The organism is Nostoc sp. DedQUE09 (assembly GCF_034530915.1).
Lineage (GTDB): Bacteria > Cyanobacteriota > Cyanobacteriia > Cyanobacteriales > Nostocaceae > Nostoc.
In genome coordinates, this window is the sequence record NZ_JAVRCE010000041.1 from 1 (window position 1) to 22,350 (window position 22,350).

Consider the following 22,350-nt stretch of genomic DNA (forward strand, 5'->3'; position numbering starts at 1 on the left):
TCTGGATAATTTCAGTTATTTACTACTTGCTTATCTCGGAAAGTGACAGAAGAGGAATATAGCCGTAGTCACATAGGTTAGGACAGTGTTGATTGCTCAAAGGCTTGAAACGACCGGGTTCTTACTCAGCACTCAGCACTCAGCACTCAGCACTTTGCTATAGCGCAGCGTCTATACAGTTCAGAATGAGCAACAAAACCCAGATGTAGAGACGCGCAGCATCGCGTCTTTTAAAACCAATTATCTACACCAATAACCTTTAACCCAAGCTTATATTTCCAAATGTTGAGCTTTATTTAGCCTTAGAGAAATTTTGGGCTGGCTGGGAATGCTAAAGAAAGCACTTGATTGTCCTTTTATTTGACAGTTGTGGATAACGTTCATTAGCATCATGCCCAGTTCATCGTACTACTTAGGCTTAGAAAAATGATACCTGTCCTTCCTGGTTACAACTTTATTGAAGCTCTGCATGAAGGTGTGAATACCGTTATTTATCGCGCTTCCAAGCAGTCAGATCAAAGCCTTGCGATCGTTAAAGCCCTGAAAGCCGAGTATCCCAGCCTCGAAGAACTAACCCGACTCAGACATGAATATAAAATATCAGAGACATTAGTAGATATAGAAGGAATTGTCAAGTCCCTAGCTTTAGAAAATCATCATAACGGTCTAGCCCTAATTTTGGGAGACTTTGGTGGAGAATCTCTGAAAAAGTATATTAGCGATCGCCAATTATCATTAACCGAATTTCTCACAATAGCCATTCAGCTAGCATCCACTCTCACTCAACTGCATCAAGCCAAGATTATTCATAAAGATATTAAACCTGACAATATCGTTATTAACGCAGAAACCGGACAAGTTAAAATTATCGACTTCAGTATTGCATCGCGTTTAGAAAAAGAAAATCAAAGCATCAGCAATCCCAATTTATTAGAAGGCACTCTCGCCTATATGTCACCGGAGCAAACCGGACGAATGAATCGGTCAATTGATTACCGTACCGACTTCTATTCTTTAGGCGTTACTTTTTATGAAATGCTGACAGGTGCGCTGCCATTTAATGCCGCTGACTCTCTGGAATTTGTTCATTGCCATATTGCCAAAACACCAATAGCGCCTCAAGAGTTCAATCCCCAAATTCCCTCGGCGGTTTCTGACATTGTAATGAAATTATTAGCTAAAACTGCTGAAGATAGATATCAAAGTTCTCTCGGACTAAAAGCCGATTTAGAAACCTGTCTGACTCAGTTACAGACGGATGGCGAGATTTCCCACTTTATTGTCGGTCAATTAGATTCATACAGCCAATTTTCCATCCCGCAAAAACTTTACGGACGGGAAATAGAAGTTGCTACTTTGTTAGAAGCATTCGATCGCGTCAGTTCTGGTACTACGGAAATGATGCTAGTTTCTGGTTACTCAGGCATCGGTAAATCGTGCTTAGTTTCCGAAGTTCACAAACCGATTGTGCGCCAGCGGGGTTATTTTATCTCTGGTAAATTTGACCAGTTCAAGCGGAATATTCCTTTTGCTTCTCTAATTCAAGCATTCCAAGATTTGATGCGGCAGTTGCTAACAGAAACCGATGAGCAAATAGCTGTTTGGAAATCAAAATTAATAAATGCCCTCGGCTCTAACGCTCAAGTGATTATAGACGTTATTCCCGAATTAGAACGGATTATTGGCCCGCAGCTACCAGTTCCTCAATTAGGAGCGTCAGAATCTCAAAACCGATTTAATCGGGTGTTTCAACAATTCATTCATGTATTTAGTCAACCCGAACACCCGCTAGTTTTATTTCTGGATGACTTACAGTGGGCAGATTCAGCTTCCCTCAAGCTTATCCAGTTAATTATGACCGACCCAGATAGCCAATATCTATTGCTAATTGGTGCATATCGAGATAACGAAGTAAGCGCCACTCATCCTTTGATTCAGACCTTGGAGGAGATTCAACAGACTGGTGCGATCGTAAATAACATTATCCTCCAGCTTTTGGATATCGCTCATGTCAATCAGTTAGTAGCTGATACTCTTCGTAGTGAACTTTTAAAGGTAAAGCCGCTAGCTGAGTTAGTTTTTACAAAAACCCAAGGCAACCCATTTTTCTTAACTCAGTTACTCAAATCTCTTTATCAGGATAACTTGTTATTCTTTGACTTTGAACGCGGTTTTTGGCAATGGAATATTGAGTTTATTCAGGGAATTAATATAACTGATAATGTCGTTGAATTGATGGTCAGTCAAATTCAAAAGCTATCTGAGAAAACACAGAATGTGTTAAAGTTTGCGGCCTGCATTGGAGACAAATTTACTTTAGATATATTGGCGATTATTAATAAAACATCTCAGTCAGAAACAGCAGCCGATTTGTGGGAGGCTCTGCAATCAGGTTTGGTTCTGCCCCTCAACAATTCCTACAAAACACCGCTTGTTTTCGACTCAGAACAAATAGAGACTGAGAACAGGCGATCGCACATTAACCAGCCCCCATCACCTATTACCTATAAGTTCTTACACGACCGGGTGCAACAAGCATCTTATTCTCTCATTCCAGATGACCAGAAAAAACAGACTCACCTAAAAATCGGTGAATTGCTACTAATACATACCTCGGAAACGGACATTGAAGAAAACATTTTTGAAATTGTCAACCAACTGAATGTTGGTGCTGAATTGATTACCCAACAATCTCAAAAAGATAGACTGGCTCAACTCAATCTTATAGCTGGACAGAAAGCAAAAGCAGCAACAGCGTATGAATCATCTGTTAAATATTTAAATGTAGGCTTGGAACTTCTTGCGGCAGATAGTTGGCAGTGTCAGTATGACATGACACTTAACCTCTATGTAGAAACAGCAGCAGTAGAATTCCTCAACACTAATTTCGAGCGAGCAGAAATGCTTTCTGATGTAGTTTTGGCACAGGCAAAAACCCTGCTCGATCGAGTCCAGGTGTATGAGACAAAAATGCAGTTTTATATTGCTAAAAACCAAATGCAAGCCGCATTAAATACCGGAATGCAAGTGCTAAAAATGCTAGGGTTGCCTTTATCAGAAAACCCCCCGACGAGATTGACTAGATTGAATTTAGGAGGAAAACGAATTGAGGATTTAACAGAATTGCCAGAAATGACTGATGTTTATAAATTAGCCGCACTGCGAGTATTAATCAATCTGATTCCTCCGGTTTATATTGCAGCTCCCGAACTTTATCCCCAGGTCGTTTTTAAAATGACCAATCTCTGTCTCAAATATGGGAACTCTCCTTTGTCAGCTTATACGTATGTACTTTATGGAATGTTGCTATGTGGCGCTTTTGAAGACATGGATTCTGGTTATCAATTTGGTCAGCTAGGCTTAAAGCTGTTAAATCAATTTAATGCTAAGGAAATGACGGCGAAAATCTATGAAACATTTAATTATTTTATCAGGCATTGGAAAGAACCAGCTATTAATACTATAGAACCCTTAATTGAAGGTGTTCAAAGAGGGCTGGAAACAGGAGATTTAGAATATGCTTCTTATTCAGCTTGTTTTTATTGTACGCACTTGTTTTTTATCGGTGAAAATCTAGAAGTTGCTCTTCAAAAACAAGCGCATTATATTGCTTTAATGCAAAGAACCAAACAAGAGTTTCAAATTATTTATGCTCAGATAGTCCGACAAAGTGGTTTGAATTTAATTAAAAAAACATCGGAACCCTATCGATTAATTGGCGAAAGTTTTGATGAAAATAAAATGTTGCCAATTCTGATAAATAGCAATAATTATATGGCTATTTATCCGATCTATGTTTCTAAACTGATTCTGGGTTATTTATTTAAAAATTACGATCGCGCTGCTGAGGATGCCTTGCTGGCAGAAAAATATGAACAAGGTGGACGAGGGTTGATGTATAGAGCCGAACATAAATTCTACTCCTCTCTTACTCTCCTAGCTTTGTATCCCAGTGCATCAAAAACCGATGCCTACGGCGGCAAGCTACGCCAACAATATTTTAGCCAAGTGGTAGCGCAGCAGAAAAAAATGAAGCAATGGGCATTGCATTCTCCTGCCAACTATCAGCATAAGTACGATTTAGTGGAAGCAGAAAAAGCACGAGTATTGCAACAAGATGCCAAAGCGATCGCATTTTACGATCGAGCCATAACTGGAGCCAGAGAACATGGATATATTCAGGAAGAAGCCCTAGCCTCGGAACTAGCAGCAGAGTTCTATTTTGCTTGTGGCAGAGAGAAAGTTGCTAATACCTATCTCAACGATGCCTACTATGGATATGGTTGCTGGGGAGCTAAGGCAAAAGTCAAAGACTTGGAAAAAAGATATCCTCAACTATTTCGGATATCCAAGCGAGAAACCGTTAGTACGAACGTAACCCGGATCATTAGCTCTACAAGTGAAAATGCTTCAGACTCGCTCGATTTAGCCACAGTTATGAAAGCATCTCAAGCTCTTTCTGGAGAAATAGTTTTGAGCAATTTGCTAACAAAATTAATGACAATTGTGCTAGAAAATGCTGGCGCTCAAACAGGCTACCTAATTTTAGAAAAATCAGGAGACTTGCTAATAGAAGCATCAGGAGCAGTAGACAAAACCGATGTAACTGTACTACAAGGAATTCCAGTATTAACCAGTCAGCAGTTACCAATTTCACTAATTAACTATGTAGCCCGAACTAAAGAAAATGTTGTCCTCAGCAATGCAGCTAGTGAAGGAACATTTAGCACAGATACATACATCGCCACCTATAAACCTAAATCGGTTTTATGTACACCGCTCATCCATCAAGGAAAACTTAGTGGCATTCTTTATTTAGAAAATAATCTCACTATTGGCGCATTTACATCAGATCGCTTAGAAGTATTACAACTGTTATCTTCTCAAGCGGCAATTTCCATTGAAAATGCTCGTCTTTATAAAGACTTAAAATTAGCCAACACTAACTTAGAAACCAAAGTACAAGAGCGAACTTTAGAGTTACAAGAAAAAAATGTGCATCTGCAAAAAGCAGAAGAAATCGCCCAATCAGCGAACCGCGCTAAAAGTGATTTTCTTGCCAACATGAGCCATGAACTGAGAACACCACTTAATGGCATTTTGGGTTATGCTCAAATCCTCAAGCGTGAAAAAAGTTTAACTAACTCACAAAAAGATGGTGTGAATATTATTCATCAGTGTGGCGACCACCTCTTGAACCTAATCAATGACATTTTAGACCTCTCTAAAATTGAAGCGAGAAAAATGGAACTCCACCTAACGGATTTTCATTTCCTAGATTTTCTCGAAGGCATTGCCGAAATCTGCCGTATCCGCGCCGAACAAAAAGGTATTTGCTTAATTTTTGAACAGATTACTCAACTTCCTATCGGTGTCAAGGCTGATGAAAAACGGTTGCGGCAAGCTTTGATTAACTTACTAGGTAATGCCGTTAAGTTTACTGAAACTGGAGGCGTGAATTTCAAAGTCGGCTATCAAGAAGGTAAAATTCGGTTTCAGGTAGAAGATACAGGAATTGGCATGGCACCAGAGCAATTAGAAGAGATATTTTTACCGTTCCAGCAGGTAGGAGATTGCAATCGCAAAGCAGAAGGAACGGGATTGGGACTGGCAATTACCCGCCAATTAGTTCAGATGATGGGTGGTGAAATCCAGGTGAAGAGTAACTTAGGTAAAGGGAGTGTTTTCTTCTTTGATTTAGATTTAACTGAAGTTTCTCAATACGCTGATGTTATCAAAAAAGAGCAACGAAATATTCAAGGTTTTAAAGGCAGTAAGCGGAAAGTTATTGTAGCAGATGATAGAGCAGAAAATCGTGCAATTTTGGTCAAGATGCTATCGCCTTTAGGATTTGAAATGATAGAAGCAGTAGATGGTCAAGATTGCCTCACTAAGGCATTTGAATTAAATCCAGATTGTATCCTAATGGACTTGATGATGCCTCAAATGAATGGCTTTGAAACTACACGTCGCATTAGGCGATCGCCTGAACTAAAGAATGCGATCGTGATTGGCACTTCTGCCAGCGTTTTTGATTTCGATCTCAACAAAAGTAAAGAGGTGGGTTGCAATGATTTTCTACCTAAGCCCATCCGGATAACAGAGCTTTTAGAAAAGTTACAGTATCACTTAAAACTGGAATGGATTTATGATGACGGGGAAACTCAAGTATCTAAAGGTAATCAAGCAGAAAATTCTCAACAATCATTGGTAACTCCCTCGGCAGAGGAAATAGCCACTCTATTAAATTTAGCAATGAAAGGCGATCTCAAAGGTATTGTAGAGCGAGTTAATCAATTGGAAGAAATGGATGTGAAATATGCACCTTTTTCTTTAGAGTTGCGTCAATTAGCTAAAGGTTTTCAAGTTAAAAAAATCCGTGAATTTTTAAAAAATATAGGAGTAAATTAATGAGTCTTTCCAACATTGAAAATGGCATTATCTTAATCGTTGATGACAACCCGACAAATTTAGGAGTTTTATTCGATTTCTTGGCTGATTCTGGCTTCCAAGTTTTAGTAGCACAGGATGGCGAGGATGCAATTGAACAAGTAGAATATGCTCTCCCCGATCTGATTTTGTTAGATGTACTCATGCCTGGTATGGATGGGTTTGAAACTTGCCAGCATTTGAAAGCTCAAGAATCAACTAAAGACATCCCCATAATTTTTATGACGGCGCTTTCTGAGACGGTGGATAAGGTTAGAGGGTTGAATCTTGGGGCGGTTGATTATATCACTAAGCCGCTTCAGCATGAAGAGGTTTTAGCCCGTGTCAAAATCCATTTAAGCATACGAAATTTGACTAAGAAATTGCAAGAACAAAATGTGCATCTAGAGCAGGAGATTCAAGAACGAACTAAGGCAGAGAACGCTCTCTTAAAACTGACATCTGAGTTAGAAGAACGGGTGGAAGAAAGGACATCTGCACTTGAGCAATCTAATCAGCTGCTGCAACAGGAAATCCAAGAGCGAATTTGTACAGAACAAGCATTGCAAGAATCAGAAGCACGCTATCGAGAACAAGCCAATCGGCTAGAACTTGCCTTTCGCCAACTTCAAGAAACTCAAAGCCAACTGGTTCATAGTGAAAAAATGTCCAGTCTGGGACAATTGGTGGCGGGTGTCGCCCATGAAATTAACAATCCTGTCAACTTTATCTATGGAAATCTGACTCACGCCTATGAATATACCGAAGGCTTGCTCGACCTCTTGAACCTATATGCTAAGTACACTCCCTCACCGCTACCTGAAATTCAACAACTGGCTGAAGCGATAGATTTAGAATTTCTGAGTGACGACCTACCCAAATTGCTGAGTTCAATGAAGGTTGGGGCTGACCGCATCCGCGAAATTATTCAGTCGTTACGGATTTTTTCCCGCGTCGATGAAGCGCAAATGAAGCCAGTAGATATTCATGCAGGGCTAGATAGCACGCTGCTGATTTTGCACAATCGCTTTAAAGCTGGCTCTAACCAACTAGGGATTCAACTCGTTAAAGAGTATGGCGACCTACCACTTGTGGAGTGTTATGCAGGACAACTCAACCAAGTGTTTATGAATCTACTGGCGAATGCAATTGATGCTTTGGAGGAGTATGATAAACAGCGATCGCCCCAGGAAATCTACTTTTGCCGCAGCACGATTCGGATTCGTACCGAAGTAACTGACAATGATTTTGTGACTATTAGGATTGGCGATACTGGGCCCGGTATGACAGAGGAAGTATGCGATCGCCTATTCGACCCCTTCTTTACGACAAAACCCGTAGGTAGAGGCACGGGTTTAGGCTTGTCGATTAGCCAGGAAATTATTGTCTCTAAGCATGGTGGTCAGATAACCTGTATTTCAGCACCCGGTCAGGGAACAGAGTTTATGATTAAAATTCCGATGCGATCGCACCCTTTAGAATTGACTTTGGCTGCACCTTCCTATTTTGGCTAGACTAAAAACTTTTGAAGACGCTTGTATGAACATTTTAATGCTATCTTCCACCTTTCCCTACCCAGCAACGCGCGGAGGAACCCAAGTTAGAACATTTAATTTACTCAAGTACTTGAGTCAACGCCATAATGTCACCCTCGCGACTCAACGCGAGAGCGATGTTACAAACGCAGAAGTAGCAGGATTACGTGATTGTGTAGATCATCTAGCTATTTTTGAACGCCCACCAGATTCTCGAAACACCGGAATATTGAAGAAAATAGAGCGATTTGGCAGATTTTTGCAGCAGGGAACACCGCCAAGTGTACTTAACCGCTACTCAGTTGAGATGCAAACATGGGTTGATAACTGGGTGGAAGCAGGAAAATGTGATGTAATTACTTGCGAACATAGCGTCAATGAAATTTACGTGCGATCGCATTTTCAGAAACAGCTAAAAACCATCGTTAATGTTCATAGTTCTGTTTATGCTAGCTGTCATAACCAATTAGCAACAGGCATTTCAGAAAATTCACTCAGAGACAAAATTAATCTGCCACTTTTGCGGCGTTATGAACAGAGCTACTGTGCTAAGTTTTCGGCAATTGTTGCGACAACAGAAGAGGATAAAATTCAACTACAAGAATTTAACCCCAATAGCGAAATTACAGTTATTCCCAATGGCGTAGATTTAGTTTCTTTCCCCAAGCGTACCACCGATCCAGGAGGACATCGCCTAATTTTTATTGGTGCAATGGATAATTTAGCAAATATTGATGCTGTCTGCTTTTTCAGCAATGAAGTTTTGCCAGAAATCCAAAAATTTTATCCCGATACAACTTTTGATATTGTCGGTTCTCACCCAGTGGCAGAAGTTTTAGCACTTGATAAAAAACCAGGAATTAATGTGCTGGGGCGTGTACCTTCGATGGCAGAATATTTACATCAAGCCACCATCTGCGTTGTACCGATGCGGACTGGGTTTGGTATTAAAAATAAAACTTTAGAAGCAATGGCAGCTGGTATACCTGTAGTAGCCAGCGATCGCGGCTTAGAGGGATTAGCTGTAGATGCTGCTAGTCATTCATTACGGGCATTACGAGCTAATAAACCAGCAGAGTACATCACCGCTATTAGTCAACTATTTGATCGTCCACATCTGCGTTCAGAATTGTCTCACAATGGCAGAGAACTGGTAGAAACAGAATTCACTTGGGATATTGCCGGTAAAAGCTATGAACAAGTTTGTCTTGCGAGAAGTAATACTAATTCGTAATTTGTTATGACGCTCCTACGTCACTTCGTCATGCCCCTATATCAGCTATCGCACTACAGTAACTGGTGTTCCCATATTAACCTGATAGAATAGTTCTCTAACATCGTTGTTGTACATCCGAATACAACCGTGTGAGGCAGCCTTACCTACTGAATCAGGATTAGGGGTACCGTGAAAGCCAACCCAATTTTTACCGTTTGTCCAAAATCCAATCCAGTATTTGCCAAGTGGGTTTTCAGGATCTCCTCCTGGGATAGCCTTACCTGTAAAAGGGTTTATCCAAGTAGGATTTTCTAACATTGTACGTACTCGGAAATTACCAATTGGGGTTTCCCAGTTTTGGCGACCTACTGCTATGGGATAACTTTTAATTCGGATTTTTCCTCGATAGAGGGTTACTCGACGGTTGCGAAGGCTGATCTCTAGATGAAGTGGTTGAATAGGTTGAATAATTAAATTATTAATATTAGCCGTTTGAGAGACTAAATTTTTGGTTGAAGTACGAGAAGGAACTCTTAGTTCAGAAGCTAAGGATATAGCTGGATTAAAATTTAATCCAGATGCACAAATAAAAATAACTAATTTATCTAATTGCTTGAACATTTTAAAGCTTTAAATTCTGTTTATCAATATTTTAGGTTCTTCATTACTTGTTATGCTAAAAACAACACTTGATTTTAAAGATAAATCCCTAATTTTAGTTTGAAGTTTAGCGTAACACCTACGGAAGAGCCATATTTGGCTACCAAATTAATTATCAATTGTTTAATTTTTGAGCTTATATCCTGTGTAATTATTTGAGTAATTATCCTGATGAACAGAATAGAAAAATTGTAGGTTGGGTGAAGCAAAGCGCAACCTAACAAAGCTATGAAAATGTTGAGTTACTCTGCGGGAAGCCCCTTCTCTACGAGATGCTCCGCGAACGGGTCTACGTTCTTCAAACCCACTTACTTCTTCCTTGGCGCTAGCCTTTCCCTTTGGGAGAAGGGGAGACACTACGGGAAGAAGTCGGGAAACCGCAAGGGCGCAGTAGCTCCCCAACCTACACAACTTAAACTTTTTGGCGCTAACCAAAGCGTATTGAAATAGAAATAGCCATTTCGTAAGCAAGGTAAAAGAAAATCGTCAAAAGTAGTTGCAGTAGAAATCGAATCAATTGACAGGGGATTTCATCTTTTCTACTGCATTTACTCTTAATAACAGTCATTATTTTAAATTCTCTAACTAGAGGCAACAAGCTTAACAAGTTCTCTAGTCTGGTATCGTATTTGGCTAAGAAATTACCATAGCGCTCTTACACCTCCACCAGTGTTTTGTCTCCCTGTAGTGTTGTTACCCCCTGTATTGTCCTGCGTTCCGGTAGTACCATTATTTGGATATTGCTGGGTTCCGGTAGTACCATTATTTGGATATTGCTGTGTTCCGGTAGTGCCATTATTTGGATATTGCTGTGTTCCGGTAGTGCCATTATTTGGATATTGCTGCGTTCCGGTAGTGCCATTATTTGGATATTGCTGCGTTCCGGTAGTACCATTATTTGGATATTGCTGTGTTCCGGTAGTACCATTATTTGGATATTGCTGTGTTCCGGTAGTACCATTATTTGGATATTGCTGGGTTCCGGTAGTGCCATTATTTCGATACTGCTGGGTTCCGGTAGTACCATTATTTGGATATTGCTGTGTTCCGGTAGTGCCATTATTTCGATACTGCTGCGTTCCGGTAGTGCCGTTATTTGGATATTGCTGGGTTCCACTAGTGCCGTTATTTGTTCCACTAGTACCATTATTTGGATACTGCTGCGTTCCGGTGGTAGAATCACCTCCTGTAGATTGTCCTGCTTGAGAGTACAATCTATCACCTATAGGGGCTTGACTAGGTTCCAAATTTCTAGAGATAGATTGGGGCAGAGCGTATACTGGAAAACTTATTAAAGCACCAGTACTAGCAACTCCCACGACGCTAGCAAGCATTTTGAGCAATTTTTTAGTGTGGTTTAAGTTCATTGGTATCTCCTGAGTCTGAGTTTGAAATTAAATGGTTCTTATGCTACTAAGCAATTTGCTGAAACATAGAAAAGTTTTTTCTATTTCTCAACTCTAAGTAAGGATCTAAATCAAAGTATTGAGCCGATAAGTTGTTATTTAACTAATAAATTTAGCTGAATTAATTTTGTTACCCTTCTGCCTAAAGTATGGTCTGGTGTTAATTTAATTTGTGATATTTTAGACAGTATTTGTTTAATTTATTTTTAATTAATTTACTTCTTTAGATATAGGTTTAATATATTTTTTTGTTTATCAGACAAATAATGTTTTAAATTTCATATAGCGCTTCCTAATCTAGCGAGGCTTGATTTTATTCGCGCCAGCGTTGCGTAGCAAAAAAATATTACTTATGTTCGCACTCATATTTACTTTTCTTGATTTTTCTCCTACACCCTGCCTAACGAGCTTTCAGCTTTTCTTAGTGCCAATACTGCTCGGTTAAGCATTTTTAACTCGGCATTAAGTTTGGGGAAAAGGTTAAAGGGTAAAGGTTTTTTCTTTCCCCTTTCCCCCGCCCCTTATCCCCAGAGGGGGCCCCACCTTCCCCTTTTCCCCAAAACCCGACAAGTATTGTTCTTAGTGCCATTCGTTTATAACCATTATCAAGTTTTACAGTTATCGAAAAAGGCAGGAGACAGAAGGAATACTGTGTTGTACCCTCTGCCTCCTGCCTTCTCCAATTAGATAACTTGAGAATCCTTTTTAGTTTTTATGAGTAAATAAAATTCGTTTGCCCTGCTACTAACTCTAAATAAATTCTTATTGTTCTTTATTGTTTTTTTGAGACAAATATATAGAGACGTTGCAATGCAACGTCTCTACTCGGTTGTGCAAATTATCTTATCTAAATCGTATTGGTTTTTAGTTAACTGGTGAATAAGCACGTCAATTATTGTCAAATCTAGTCGAACAACCTAACACAAGTAATTTCTTCTGCTTACGCTTATTCTTATTTTTGAGAGTAATTAAATAATTATCAACGTAGCGAAAAGCAGCTGCACCGTCGTAATCAGCAATGGCTATAGCTTGTAAGAAAACCTTTGAAGGAATTTCAAACCCTAAAAACTTGTCTGTCAAGATTAATAAATCTTCATCTGTAGCAGGAAAAGTAGTTTCTTCTGTATCTTCTGAATCAGAAAATATATCATCGATTAATGCTTTATACACTTTGTACCTCCCCAAAAGCATAAGATGCAAAGCCTGTAATGAAGTTTAGCTGCTGATCGCGAGTTTGTAAGTTCACAGGGAGTTCAGTACCAGGACATCCGATTTCCCGTAAAATTTCTAAACAATAAGCACCGAGTTGAGTGTATGGAGCTTGCTCCAATTCTTGAGCTACTTCTAGAGCCATCTCCAGATTGACTTGGATAACCGTCTTTACAGGGTTGGTCATAAATCCGCCCTAATAAACTGGATGCTCTAAGTTTTGATCACAAGCACAAATAGCGTAACGGTGTTTTTGCGGAATTTATGAAGAGGGGAAATTAAAGCATCAGCGCATTTGCGGTAATCTAACCAAAGTTATGCAAACTAGGGCCAAAGTAGGTAATTTCTATCTAAGTGCGATCGCCTGCTAAAATACGTATAAATATGTACAGATATTCCCATATTACTGCCAATATACCTACTTTTCGTGGGGTAAGCCGCAAAGCCCACCCCACAATATTGGATAATTTATTTGTTATAAATCCCTGATATTTAGTCTTGAACAGCAGTCAAAACACTGCCTTCTGCCTTCTTCACGCTTTAACCTTAGCTTTAGACCAAACACCATTTTCATCTTCATCATATTGCTGGTGAATAGTCTCCCAAGCAGCTTGTTCGGCTGTGAACTCGTCACTTCTTTCATTGAGTACAGCATTATAGCGCTCAATAAATACATTCTGAGCTTCATCAGAAAGATGAGCGCGAACTTCAGGCGACAAGTCTGCTGGACTGTTGCACTTTCCAGAACAAGAACGAGCCAGAGTTTTCTCCATCGTATTAATTTCTTCGGCACCAGCACTTTCGAGTAGCAATTGAAATTCGCCAGTGCGATCGCTCGGAACTTCTGCCATCACGAAAAATTCGCCAGCTTGTAAGCGAGTTTGGTAGATAGCCGCTTTATCTTCTGGCATTCCCAAAGTGGTTAGAACCGATACTAGACCGGCACCTGCACTACCTGCGATCGCTCCACTAGCAGCCCCCAACAACACTGCACTAATAGGCCCTGCTGACACAATTGAGCCGACAAAGGGAATAAACAATAGGCCTACACCCGTAAGCAAGCTGAGAAAGGAACCAAACAAAGAACCAAAAACTGCTCCTGTTCTCAAACCTCCCACAATCACATCTTTTTTACTAATAAAGCCAGTGATTTTAGTTTCTGACTGGAAGTTTCTGCCCATGACCGAAATATGATCTCTAGGCACGCCCCTATCTAATAAACGTCGAATCACATCATCAATTTGCTTCTGTTCTTTGAATACAGCAGAAATGGTGCGTTCTGCTTTATATACTTCTGCCACTTAAAAGTCCTTGTATTATGTTATTTTTGCAATTCAAGATGACCAATCAATTTTGGATTTTTAGATTGACTGCACCAATAAGGAGAACCACGCGCTGGACGGGTTCCCCAATATAAAGGAGCTAGCCGCATGGGCGCGTCTCCCCACTTGACGCCAGTCGCCTCAAGTGGGGAGACGCGCACGAACCAATTTTCAATTCCAAGATCGAAAATTGGCATCGTGAAGAGGTAGATGCAGGCAGATTAGGGACTTTAAGTTAAAAAAATATCCCGTCGTAGGGGCGCAAGGCCTTGCGCCTCTACAAATCTATAAATAATTTGGGATAACTTATTTTTTGTAAGTCCCTTAATCTTTCGCACCAGTTAAAAGCAAGGTTGATTCCTGCTTTTAACTGGTTTCACAGATAGTCATTCTCAACTCAAATGTTATCAGCTATACACCTACGGGAGTCTTAACCCCTTCTGCTGGCTGTTTCCCATCTGGGCCTAGTGCTTCCCCTTCAATAAATGAACGCAGCATCCAAGCCATTTCCTCATGCTCTTCCATAAGTCCAGTCAGAAAGTCAGCAGTTCCTTGATCGTGGAACTGATCGCCAGACTGATCTACATGATCTCTTAGGTTACGAATAACCTGCTCGTGATCGTCCACGAGATTAGCTACCATCCCCGTCGCTGTGGGTACATTACCAGCATGTTCCTTGAGGGTAGCAATCTTAAGAAACCCTTCCAATGTACCAACTGGATAACCACCCAAAGCACGAATCCGCTCTGCTAATGCATCAATATTTAGGGTCAGCTTTTCGTAGTGTTCTTCCCAAAGCTGATGCAAAGAGCGGAACTGAGGACCAACGACATCCCAGTGATACTTTTTGGTTTTCACCAACAGTAGATAGGCATCTGCCAAATCTTGATTCAACAGATTAATTACACCTTGACGCTGTTCTTCGGTCAAACCAATGTTTATCGAACGCATTGTTTTCCATCCCTAAGCAAACTTATCTATTAACTTCTCAAATTTCAGACAGATTCCACATCAACCAAAGGAAACATTATGAGCTTAAATTAATTAATGAATTTATAATTATGCCTATGCCTTAATAGGTAGTATTAAGCTAAGAATTTTGTAATTAGTGAACTTTATTGCCTTTTAAGCTAGAAACATAAAAATATTAAATATAATAGTTAATTGAAATTCTCTAAATACAGTTTCTCAGCAATTCTCAGGTGAACATATTTTTATACTTAATTAATTTAAGCTTCTGACTTAAGATTACAAATTAGTAATGGGTGATTGCTTTTACGCAATCACCCATTACTACCAAAAAACTATCAGAACTATTAATTTAGTTACTTACCTGTAACTTTCTCCAACACATTCTTTATATTTTCTTCCACAGTGGTTGCACCTTGTGAATTTTCAGGACGCTTCTGCTTGTCAATATCAGCAGCTCCTTGAACCTCATTAAGTCCTTCGTTAGTTTCCTTTTGAGTCTTTCTCAATCCTAATGGTGGTTCTTTAGCGGCTTCGTCAGTTTTGGCCTGAATGTCAAGCAGTTGTGTAGTAGCTTCGGTAGGGTCACTTTGGTAGCTATCGATCGCAAAAGCAGGAAAAGCGTTAGAGAACAATACTAGGGCACAAGTAAAACCCACAATTAGAAAACGTACCGGACGGAAAATAGATAAAACAGAAGCAATCATCTTCATTAGTAATCCTCAATAACAGCTTTAACAACGCAGAACTTTCACCAAAAGAGCCAAGCAGATACCTTATTTAGAAATTTGAACCATAATAAAAGTGGTAAGCTCCGCTTCTATCTAAAAAGTTCTTGGAAAACGAACCGGAGGAAGAAATTGTCTTTGTTCTTTGTATTTCTGCATAGAATTTAGTAAGGGATAATAAGCAAATACCACCTTAATTCTTTAGCAAAATCATTACATATTCAAATTTAAATTCTTCTTTTCAGGTTCCCTGTTTATACTTTTACTCTTAAAACGCTAACGTCTGCATCAATCTGTAGAATGAACTTTCCTCTATCTTTAGTTACAATAAAATCAGCCTCTAGGTATATCGACTTAATCTTGTTTTGGCAGATTAATAGCTCTACTATTTATGTTCAGTTAGCTCGACTTTATCCAATTCAAAGGATTTTAATGGCTATGCATTTTAGAGGCTATTTGTAAACTACCAAGTTATATAAATATCCTGATTACCTCTTTATTAAGGGTAAAAATAAATATTTTCTTTAAACTTGATAAGTCTGCTTTATTACCTCTTCTATTGAGCTTAGGTGATGGAACATTTGTATTAATTCATGGGATCTTGTTTTTCGCTTCGCCAGTAGCACTTTTAATGGTGTCAAATAATGAACATCGGGATCATCTCCCAAAGCAACTTCGGCTGCTTGCAAGACTTTTGTTGAATTCTGAAAAATATCTTCGTTTTCAAACGCTTCTTTTGCAGAAAGTTGGTGTAAAGCTGCATCAGGTATAGTTGCTCTACCTGGCAAGGTTTTATCTAATACCAAACCTTTCAATAATACCAGCAAAGCCGCATAGATTGAAAAATCATCACAACTATCACAAGCCTTAAATTCGATGCGTCCCACTTCCGCCGGAATGCGGGCGATTTTTGTTAAGGAAGGTATGCTATCAATTAGTTGTTCTGGTTTTTGAACAAAAACTAAGGCTGCTGGCCTTTTTCCGGTTCTGATAAAGGTTCGTACCGATAGCCCATCCCATAAACTTCCATTATAAAAAGGGGAACTATAACTAAAAGGGACAATATAGGGACTGTAATAAGTCAACTTTCTGCCAATATCAATCACACGTTCAGTAGACAAATTTGACACTGAAATATTTAAATCTGGTCCATAAGTCAGCATGGGAATATGGGCAGTTTGTTTTTCAGGGGAAGCTTGTCTTCGTCTTACTTCATAATCATTTAATGGAGGCTGAGGCTCAAAAACAGTTTTGTAAGGATTAAAACTAATTAAACTTGGTGAGAAACCAAAGGTAGCAGCCACCTTGCATAGTGAGCGAAAACTTTCTGATAATTCGTTAATAACAGCTTCAATATTAGAGTGTATGGTTGTTCTAATTTCGATGCCTTTAGGTAGACAGTCGATTGGCTTGTCAGAATCCACGAACCTTTCAAATCCCTCAATGTACCATCTCTTCTGTTTAATACCAGCGTCCCCAACCCGCAGTTGAGGATAGTCACTCTGGTATGTGGGTAGCTTTGCAATAATTTGATTGAAATCAGCAAATTTTGTGTGGGAAAAATCAGCAAACTTTCCTTCTTTGTTTAGAAAAGCGACTTCATGCTCAATGCCAAATAAAAACATTATGTATACCTTAATTTTTTAGAGCTAAATTAATTTCACTAATGCCAACCGATCGCAATCCCATAGAGAAGCAAGTAACATCAGTAAACGATTTATTTAGAGAAAAGCGTCGGCGATATTTAGCTGGCAGGTTCGCATACTTAAAAAACTCCATCACTCTGTAGCGCAAATTACAGTCTTGAACCTTATGAATATTTGAGACACTCCAATCAAATTCACTTTAAGTAGAAAATTTCTCAATAACGGTACAAATGGATTTTACCTTAAGACCGACTGTTGCGATTTAAAAACTTCTCTGATTTATTTTTCTGTGCTGCTTCCACTATCCTTATAGTCACTGGGTAGGCTAGCGTAGTAGTGACTGAGGAAAGCTTGAGACATGAGTTTATGATAAGTACCGTTCAATCCCCCTACAGCAACGAACAGATTGCCGCTTGGTTGCGTGGACTGCTTACTATTGCTTGGGCTGATGGTAATTTTGACGATCAAGAACAGGAATTAATTGCCAGCATCACTAAAAATGAATTAGCTCCTAAGATTAAATTCGACTCACTAGAGGTAATTACCGCAGAGGAATTAGCCGCAGCGTTGGGTAAAGGTACACCCGCCGCAGAAAATTTCTTAAGGACAGCGGTGATGGTAGCGATCGCAGATGGTACTTATTCTCCCAGCGAAGATGAGGTTCTGCAACATTTCTGTCAAGCCTTGGAACAGCCAGAGAATTTGCTGGAAGCCCTTCGCCACACTCTGGAACACCCACAGCAACTTACCCCCACTATTGCCAGCCCTGGGCTAACAAAGCGTCAAATTAATGCCCTACACCCCCTGCAAGACTGGCTCGATGGGCTAGATATCCAAGACCCAAGAGTAGCACGCTTTTTGTGTAAAATGATTCCCGCCCAGTGTCCCTTTGAACGAGATGTCATTCTATTTGGACGCAAGATTGTACATATCCCACCGATGTGTAAAATTAACCCGTTATATGAGCAACTGGTAGGTTTACGTTTCCGCGCCCTCTCCTATTTAGCAGATAAATGCGGTGAAGATGTTTCACCATATATTTGAGTAGGGAGCAGGGGAGCAGGGGAGCAGGGGAGCAGGGGAGCGCAGGAGCAGCACTTCTCTACAAGAGGCTGCGCCAACGGCTATGCTCAGTGACTGAGGATAAGTTGCAGTAAATTTTTCCCCCCTGCCCCTCTGCCCCCCTGCTCCTCTGCCTCTTCATCAATGCCCAATAAATAGTTCTGTAGTTGAGTGGAAAATCTGACTCTGCTTTTGGGAATACTTGATTTATTCACCTGACTAATCTAGAACTCAGGCATCATCAATATGAAAGGGATTAAACCATCTCTATATTTTGTACCCTTTTCCTTACCTTTGTATTTGCTTTCTGGTTTAACAGCACAGGTACAAGCTCAGTCGTACCATGCCAATAAAACTTGGCAAATTAGTCAAACATTTAAGCCACCACAGCGGGGAAAACCTCCCGCAAGCGCTGGTGGTTCTACCCGTGGTAGCTCTTGCCTAACAGGCAAAAAACTGATCGTTCCCTTAATACCCCCAGATAAATTAGGGCTGACATTTGCTCAACATCCAACATTTTTCTGGTATATACCTCCATCTCAACTCAAAACAGCCAAGTTTCTGCTCTTGACTGAAGACCAGAACGTATTTTATGAAACCTCTTTTACACTTCCAAATAAACCGGGAATTATTAGCTTTAAACTTCCTGACAGTGCCCCTGCACTCGCTGTAGGTAAAACTTATCATTGGTATTTAACAATTGTTTGTGATACTGAAGACTCTAGTCAAAATCCGACTATAGATGGTTGGGTGGAACGCACTCAACCTGGAGCAACCTTGTCGCAGGCATTAGCAAAGGCAAATTTGTACAAGTTGCCCACTATCTATGCAGAAGCTGGGATTTGGCATGAAGCGCTGACTAGTTTAGTGCAGCTACGCCAGACTGAGCCAAATAATTTCAAGGCAAGGCTGGATTGGAGACAATTTTTCAAGTCTGTAGGTTTGAATGCGATCGCTTCCGAACCATTGATCGATTGTTGCACATCTAGGAAAGAAGGGCACAAGGCATTGGACTGAGGGAGAATTCCCAACTCCCAACTCTTCTACAGACGCGATTAATCACGTCTCTACTCCTAACTCCTAACTCCTAACTCAGCACTCAGCACTCAGCACTCAGCACTAAATATTATGTGGGCAAAGCTGAAACCGCAAATCTGGCAATGGCGAGGTGTTTTACTTGCTGTTCCCAATATTACAGCCCTGGTGATTGCAATACGTTTGACCGGATTACTGCAATTGTTGGAATTGGCAGCACTAGATCAATTTTTTCTCCTCCGTCCAGGAGAGTTGGCTGATACCCGCATTGTCATAGTTGAGATTAATGAGGCAGATGTCCGCAAGCAGGGACAGTGGCCTATGCCTGATGGAAAACTTGCTAGTTTGTTAGAGAAAATCAAACAGCAAAAACCTAGAGCGATTGGTTTAGATATTTATCGTGATTTACCTGTAAATCCCGGTCATCAAGAATTACTTAAGGTTTTTAAGTCTACTCCTAATTTGATTGGAGTCCAAAAAGTCTCTGATACGATTGATAGTTCGGCGGTTGATTCATCTCCAGAACTAAAGAAACTTAATCAAATTGGGTCGAATGATTTACCCATAGATGGAGATGGCAAAATTCGGCGATCGTTATTGTACGTAAATTTGAATAATGACGAGATTCTGGAAAGTTTTGGGTTAAAACTGGCATTGTTGTACTTGAAACCTGAAGGTATTACTGCCAAACCATCAGAAACTAACTCTAATTATTTGCAGTTAAATCGGGGTGTTTTTCCGATTTTTGAAGCTAATGATGGAGGTTACGTCCGAGCCGATGCTGGGAGTTATCAAGTGCTGTTGAACTACCGAGGACGGATACAGCAGTTTACTAAAGTCTCTCTTACCGAAGTGCAAGAGAACCTCATCTCACGAAATTTAATGCGAGACAAGGTGGTATTAATTGGTGCTACCGCTGAGAGTTTGAAGGATCTATTCTATACGCCTTACAGCAGTAATGTATTGACTGACCCAGAACGAATGGCGGGTGTAACAATTCATGCTAATTTGGTTAGTCAAATTTTAAGTGCGGCAATAGAAGGTCGTCCGTTGATTAAGTGTTTACCTGAGCCGTTAGAATGGCTATCAATTTTGATTTGGTCAATTATTGGTGCTAGCTTATGTTGGCTGCAACGCCACAGTAGCAACCAGAAAAACCTCATGGCTGTTAGTGTTTTGTTGGTAGGTGGCGGTTTAATTGGTGGCAGCTTTTTGGCGTTTTTGGCTGGTTGGTGGATTCCCGTTATCCCTTCAATGCTGGCTTTTGTCGGTTCTGCGATCGCACTTACTCAGTATATTGCTCAAAGCGCTACCGAGATGCGAAAAACCCTCGGTCGCTATCTAACTGATGAAATCGTTGCCAATATCCTCGAAACTCCTTCTGGGTTAAAGCTAGGAGGAGAACGGAGAAAAGTTACGGTTCTTGTGTCTGATTTAAGAGGATTCTCGGCTATTTCGGAACAATTGCCCCCGGAAGAAGTAGTAAAGATTTTGAATCTTTATTTGGGAACAATGACAGATGTAATCAACCAGTATAAAGGCACGATTAATGAGTTTATGGGTGATGGTATTTTTGTGATTTTTGGTGCGCCAATCAGTCGCAAAGATGATTCTGAACGAGCGATCGCTTGTGCTATTGCCATGCAATTGGCAATGGAGCAAGTGAATGAAAAAAATCAGCAAATGAATTTCCCAACCCTGGAAATGGGAATTGGGATTAATACAGGCGAGGCTGTAGCGGGAAATGTTGGTTCTCAAAAACGCGCTCAATATACAGTTATTGGCAGTCATGTTAATTTGGCTGCTCGAATTGAATCTTATACAGTGGGAGGACAAATTTTAATTTCCGAAAATACTTGTAAGGATGCCAATATTGACCTACAAATTGCTGGGCAGTTAGAAATAGAACCCAAAGGTATAAAACACCCTGTGACAATTTGTGAAATTCGTGGCATTGGCGGTAAATATAATTTATTCTTGCCTAAATATGATGAAAAAACAATCGTTCTTACTCCAATAGTACCTGTAGAATACAGTATTTTGCAGGGAAAACATGCAGTGGGAACGGTCTTTCTGGGGGACTTTATTAGCCTCTCCGAAAAAGGAGCGCAGTTGCGATCGCCACATTCTTTAAAACTTTTGAGTAATCTCAAACTCAAGTTATTGATTGAATCAAAACTGGGTACAGAAGAAGAACATATCTATGCCAAGGTGATCCAACAGTCTCATGTTGACGAGCATCTTTTTCTGCTTCGGTTTACAGCAGTTCCCCCAAAAGCTGACGAAATTCTCAATGCACTGCGTCAGCTGGGGTGATATTAAGGTATCAATCTTGAAATGGTAACAAAGGGAGGTGTATGTAAATAGGGTAAATCAAAAAAGTAGGTAGTTTAGCTTCTTCTAAAACAGTAACAATTGTTGCTGATACAACCAGGCGATCGCGGTAAGATTTTGGACTTAAGCCCGATCTAACTCCAATAACTCATAATTTTCAACGAATAATTAATAATTCGTAATTTCTGCTATGAAGCAACTCACTTGAGTTCTGGAGTTAAAAATATGATTTCTTCTAAAACTGAGATTCAATTACATCCTAAGAACAAATGACAAACGGAAACAAATTTCAAAGATTAGTAGAACTTGCAAATGATTATGGAATTATTTGCGAACCAACACCAGAAGAATGTTTGATTGCATCCTTGCCTGGAGACGATGATTTCTTATTAGCTTTTACTTGGTCTGGTACAGTTGAGGGAGAGCCGCCAGAGCATGAATTAATCGCAATTAGTGTACAAGATATAGTTAAAGAAGTTACCGTTGCAGCTTGGCAAATTCCTTTTTATTTATTTGGAAACGTTTTAAGGCAAGCTCAAATGCTTGTCGCTGCTCACAAAGATTTTGTTAGCTAAGAAACAAGCCATAGCTAAAAACTGCTATCCCTGTCACTGCTGGCAGGGATTTTTATTTCAACTACTGCACCCAATCTAAAAGTTGCTAGCACGGATACCAGCTTTAAAAATTAAAAAATATTTCTTGTTAAAATAATAATAGACATAAGAGTGAAAATGACGTAATCACAATTCATGAATTGTGCCTATCAAAGATTTCGGGCAACGCATAACTAATTTCTGGA

16 protein-coding genes are annotated in these 22,350 nt (G+C 39.9%); 7 read left to right on the top strand and 9 right to left on the bottom strand.

The annotated features are described in order from the left end of the window. Positions 1–426: 426 nt before the first annotated feature. The 3 genes from RMY27_RS22880 to RMY27_RS22890 are packed head-to-tail and all read left to right on the top strand — an operon-like array spanning position 427 to position 9,198. Positions 427–6,411, top strand: a complete 5,985-nt coding sequence (locus tag RMY27_RS22880; RefSeq protein WP_322667084.1) for an AAA family ATPase — start codon at positions 427–429, stop codon at positions 6,409–6,411. After that, positions 6,411–7,943: a response regulator gene (locus RMY27_RS22885; RefSeq protein WP_322667086.1), complete on the top strand. Its 1,533-nt coding sequence runs from the start codon at positions 6,411–6,413 to the stop codon at positions 7,941–7,943. Before RMY27_RS22880 ends, RMY27_RS22885 begins: the two co-directional genes overlap by 1 nt. A 25-nt stretch (positions 7,944–7,968) precedes the next feature. Further along, entirely contained in the window at positions 7,969–9,198 is a 1,230-nt protein-coding gene (locus RMY27_RS22890) for a glycosyltransferase family 4 protein (RefSeq protein WP_322667088.1), read from the top strand. A gap of 45 nt (positions 9,199–9,243) precedes the next feature. Here RMY27_RS22890 and RMY27_RS22895 read toward each other — a convergent pair whose 3' ends face one another. The 9 genes from RMY27_RS22895 to RMY27_RS22935 all read right to left on the bottom strand — a co-directional run bounded on the left by RMY27_RS22895 (position 9,244) and on the right by RMY27_RS22935 (position 17,099). Then, the gene (locus tag RMY27_RS22895; protein ID WP_322667090.1) at positions 9,244–9,801 is read right to left on the bottom strand and encodes a L,D-transpeptidase; all 558 of its coding nucleotides are present in this window, start codon (positions 9,799–9,801) and stop codon (positions 9,244–9,246) included. Between the two features lie 680 nt (positions 9,802–10,481). Then, a complete protein-coding gene (locus tag RMY27_RS22900; RefSeq protein WP_322667092.1) occupies positions 10,482–11,207 on the bottom strand; it encodes a hypothetical protein in 726 nt (241 codons plus the stop codon). 927 nt (positions 11,208–12,134) lie between these two features. After that, positions 12,135–12,416, bottom strand: a complete 282-nt coding sequence (locus RMY27_RS22905; protein ID WP_322667093.1) for a hypothetical protein — start codon at positions 12,414–12,416, stop codon at positions 12,135–12,137. Continuing rightward, positions 12,409–12,642 carry a hypothetical protein gene (locus RMY27_RS22910; protein WP_292783841.1) on the bottom strand — a complete coding sequence of 78 codons (234 nt, stop codon included), beginning with the start codon at positions 12,640–12,642 and terminating at the stop codon, positions 12,409–12,411. The genes RMY27_RS22905 and RMY27_RS22910 overlap by 8 nt, the downstream gene beginning before the upstream one ends. A gap of 346 nt (positions 12,643–12,988) precedes the next feature. Further along, complete coding sequence (locus RMY27_RS22915) at positions 12,989–13,756, bottom strand: ChaB family protein (RefSeq protein ID WP_322667096.1); 768 nt, start codon at positions 13,754–13,756, stop codon at positions 12,989–12,991. Positions 13,757–13,776: 20 nt separating this feature from the next. Beyond that, on the bottom strand, positions 13,777–13,974 hold the full coding sequence (locus RMY27_RS22920; protein WP_322667098.1) for a hypothetical protein: 198 nt from the start codon (positions 13,972–13,974) through the stop codon (positions 13,777–13,779). Positions 13,975–14,188: 214 nt separating this feature from the next. Then, the gene (locus RMY27_RS22925; protein WP_322667100.1) at positions 14,189–14,728 is read right to left on the bottom strand and encodes a Dps family protein; all 540 of its coding nucleotides are present in this window, start codon (positions 14,726–14,728) and stop codon (positions 14,189–14,191) included. A 374-nt stretch (positions 14,729–15,102) separates the two neighbouring features. Then, the gene (locus RMY27_RS22930) at positions 15,103–15,459 is read right to left on the bottom strand and encodes a hypothetical protein (protein ID WP_322667102.1); all 357 of its coding nucleotides are present in this window, start codon (positions 15,457–15,459) and stop codon (positions 15,103–15,105) included. 539 nt (positions 15,460–15,998) lie between these two features. Then, a complete protein-coding gene (locus RMY27_RS22935; protein WP_322667104.1) occupies positions 15,999–17,099 on the bottom strand; it encodes a glutamate--cysteine ligase in 1,101 nt (366 codons plus the stop codon). A gap of 387 nt (positions 17,100–17,486) precedes the next feature. Between RMY27_RS22935 and RMY27_RS22940 the strand changes: the two genes are divergently transcribed. The 4 genes from RMY27_RS22940 (at position 17,487) to RMY27_RS22955 (ending at position 22,126) form a co-directional block, all read left to right on the top strand. Then, complete coding sequence (locus RMY27_RS22940; protein WP_322667106.1) at positions 17,487–18,164, top strand: Mo-dependent nitrogenase C-terminal domain-containing protein; 678 nt, start codon at positions 17,487–17,489, stop codon at positions 18,162–18,164. Positions 18,165–18,428: 264 nt separating this feature from the next. Further along, a complete protein-coding gene (locus RMY27_RS22945; RefSeq protein WP_322667107.1) occupies positions 18,429–19,199 on the top strand; it encodes a DUF928 domain-containing protein in 771 nt (256 codons plus the stop codon). Positions 19,200–19,310: 111 nt separating this feature from the next. After that, positions 19,311–21,533 carry an adenylate/guanylate cyclase domain-containing protein gene (locus RMY27_RS22950; RefSeq protein ID WP_322667110.1) on the top strand — a complete coding sequence of 741 codons (2,223 nt, stop codon included), beginning with the start codon at positions 19,311–19,313 and terminating at the stop codon, positions 21,531–21,533. Positions 21,534–21,820: 287 nt separating this feature from the next. Next, positions 21,821–22,126: a hypothetical protein gene (locus RMY27_RS22955; protein ID WP_094352832.1), complete on the top strand. Its 306-nt coding sequence runs from the start codon at positions 21,821–21,823 to the stop codon at positions 22,124–22,126. Positions 22,127–22,350: the final 224 nt, after the last annotated feature.

Coding starts and splice junctions, on each gene's coding strand:
- RMY27_RS22935 (WP_322667104.1), bottom strand. CDS start 17,099: ATGTTTTTATTTGGCATTGAGCATGAAGTCGCTTTTCTAAACAAAGAA.
- RMY27_RS22920 (WP_322667098.1), bottom strand. CDS start 13,974: ATGCCAATTTTCGATCTTGGAATTGAAAATTGGTTCGTGCGCGTCTCC.
- RMY27_RS22880 (WP_322667084.1), top strand. CDS start 427: ATGATACCTGTCCTTCCTGGTTACAACTTTATTGAAGCTCTGCATGAA.
- RMY27_RS22940 (WP_322667106.1), top strand. CDS start 17,487: ATGATAAGTACCGTTCAATCCCCCTACAGCAACGAACAGATTGCCGCT.
- RMY27_RS22950 (WP_322667110.1), top strand. CDS start 19,311: ATGTGGGCAAAGCTGAAACCGCAAATCTGGCAATGGCGAGGTGTTTTA.
- RMY27_RS22885 (WP_322667086.1), top strand. CDS start 6,411: ATGAGTCTTTCCAACATTGAAAATGGCATTATCTTAATCGTTGATGAC.
- RMY27_RS22930 (WP_322667102.1), bottom strand. CDS start 15,459: ATGAAGATGATTGCTTCTGTTTTATCTATTTTCCGTCCGGTACGTTTT.
- RMY27_RS22955 (WP_094352832.1), top strand. CDS start 21,821: ATGACAAACGGAAACAAATTTCAAAGATTAGTAGAACTTGCAAATGAT.
- RMY27_RS22945 (WP_322667107.1), top strand. CDS start 18,429: ATGAAAGGGATTAAACCATCTCTATATTTTGTACCCTTTTCCTTACCT.
- RMY27_RS22890 (WP_322667088.1), top strand. CDS start 7,969: ATGAACATTTTAATGCTATCTTCCACCTTTCCCTACCCAGCAACGCGC.
- RMY27_RS22895 (WP_322667090.1), bottom strand. CDS start 9,801: ATGTTCAAGCAATTAGATAAATTAGTTATTTTTATTTGTGCATCTGGA.
- RMY27_RS22900 (WP_322667092.1), bottom strand. CDS start 11,207: ATGAACTTAAACCACACTAAAAAATTGCTCAAAATGCTTGCTAGCGTC.
- RMY27_RS22910 (WP_292783841.1), bottom strand. CDS start 12,642: ATGACCAACCCTGTAAAGACGGTTATCCAAGTCAATCTGGAGATGGCT.
- RMY27_RS22925 (WP_322667100.1), bottom strand. CDS start 14,728: ATGCGTTCGATAAACATTGGTTTGACCGAAGAACAGCGTCAAGGTGTA.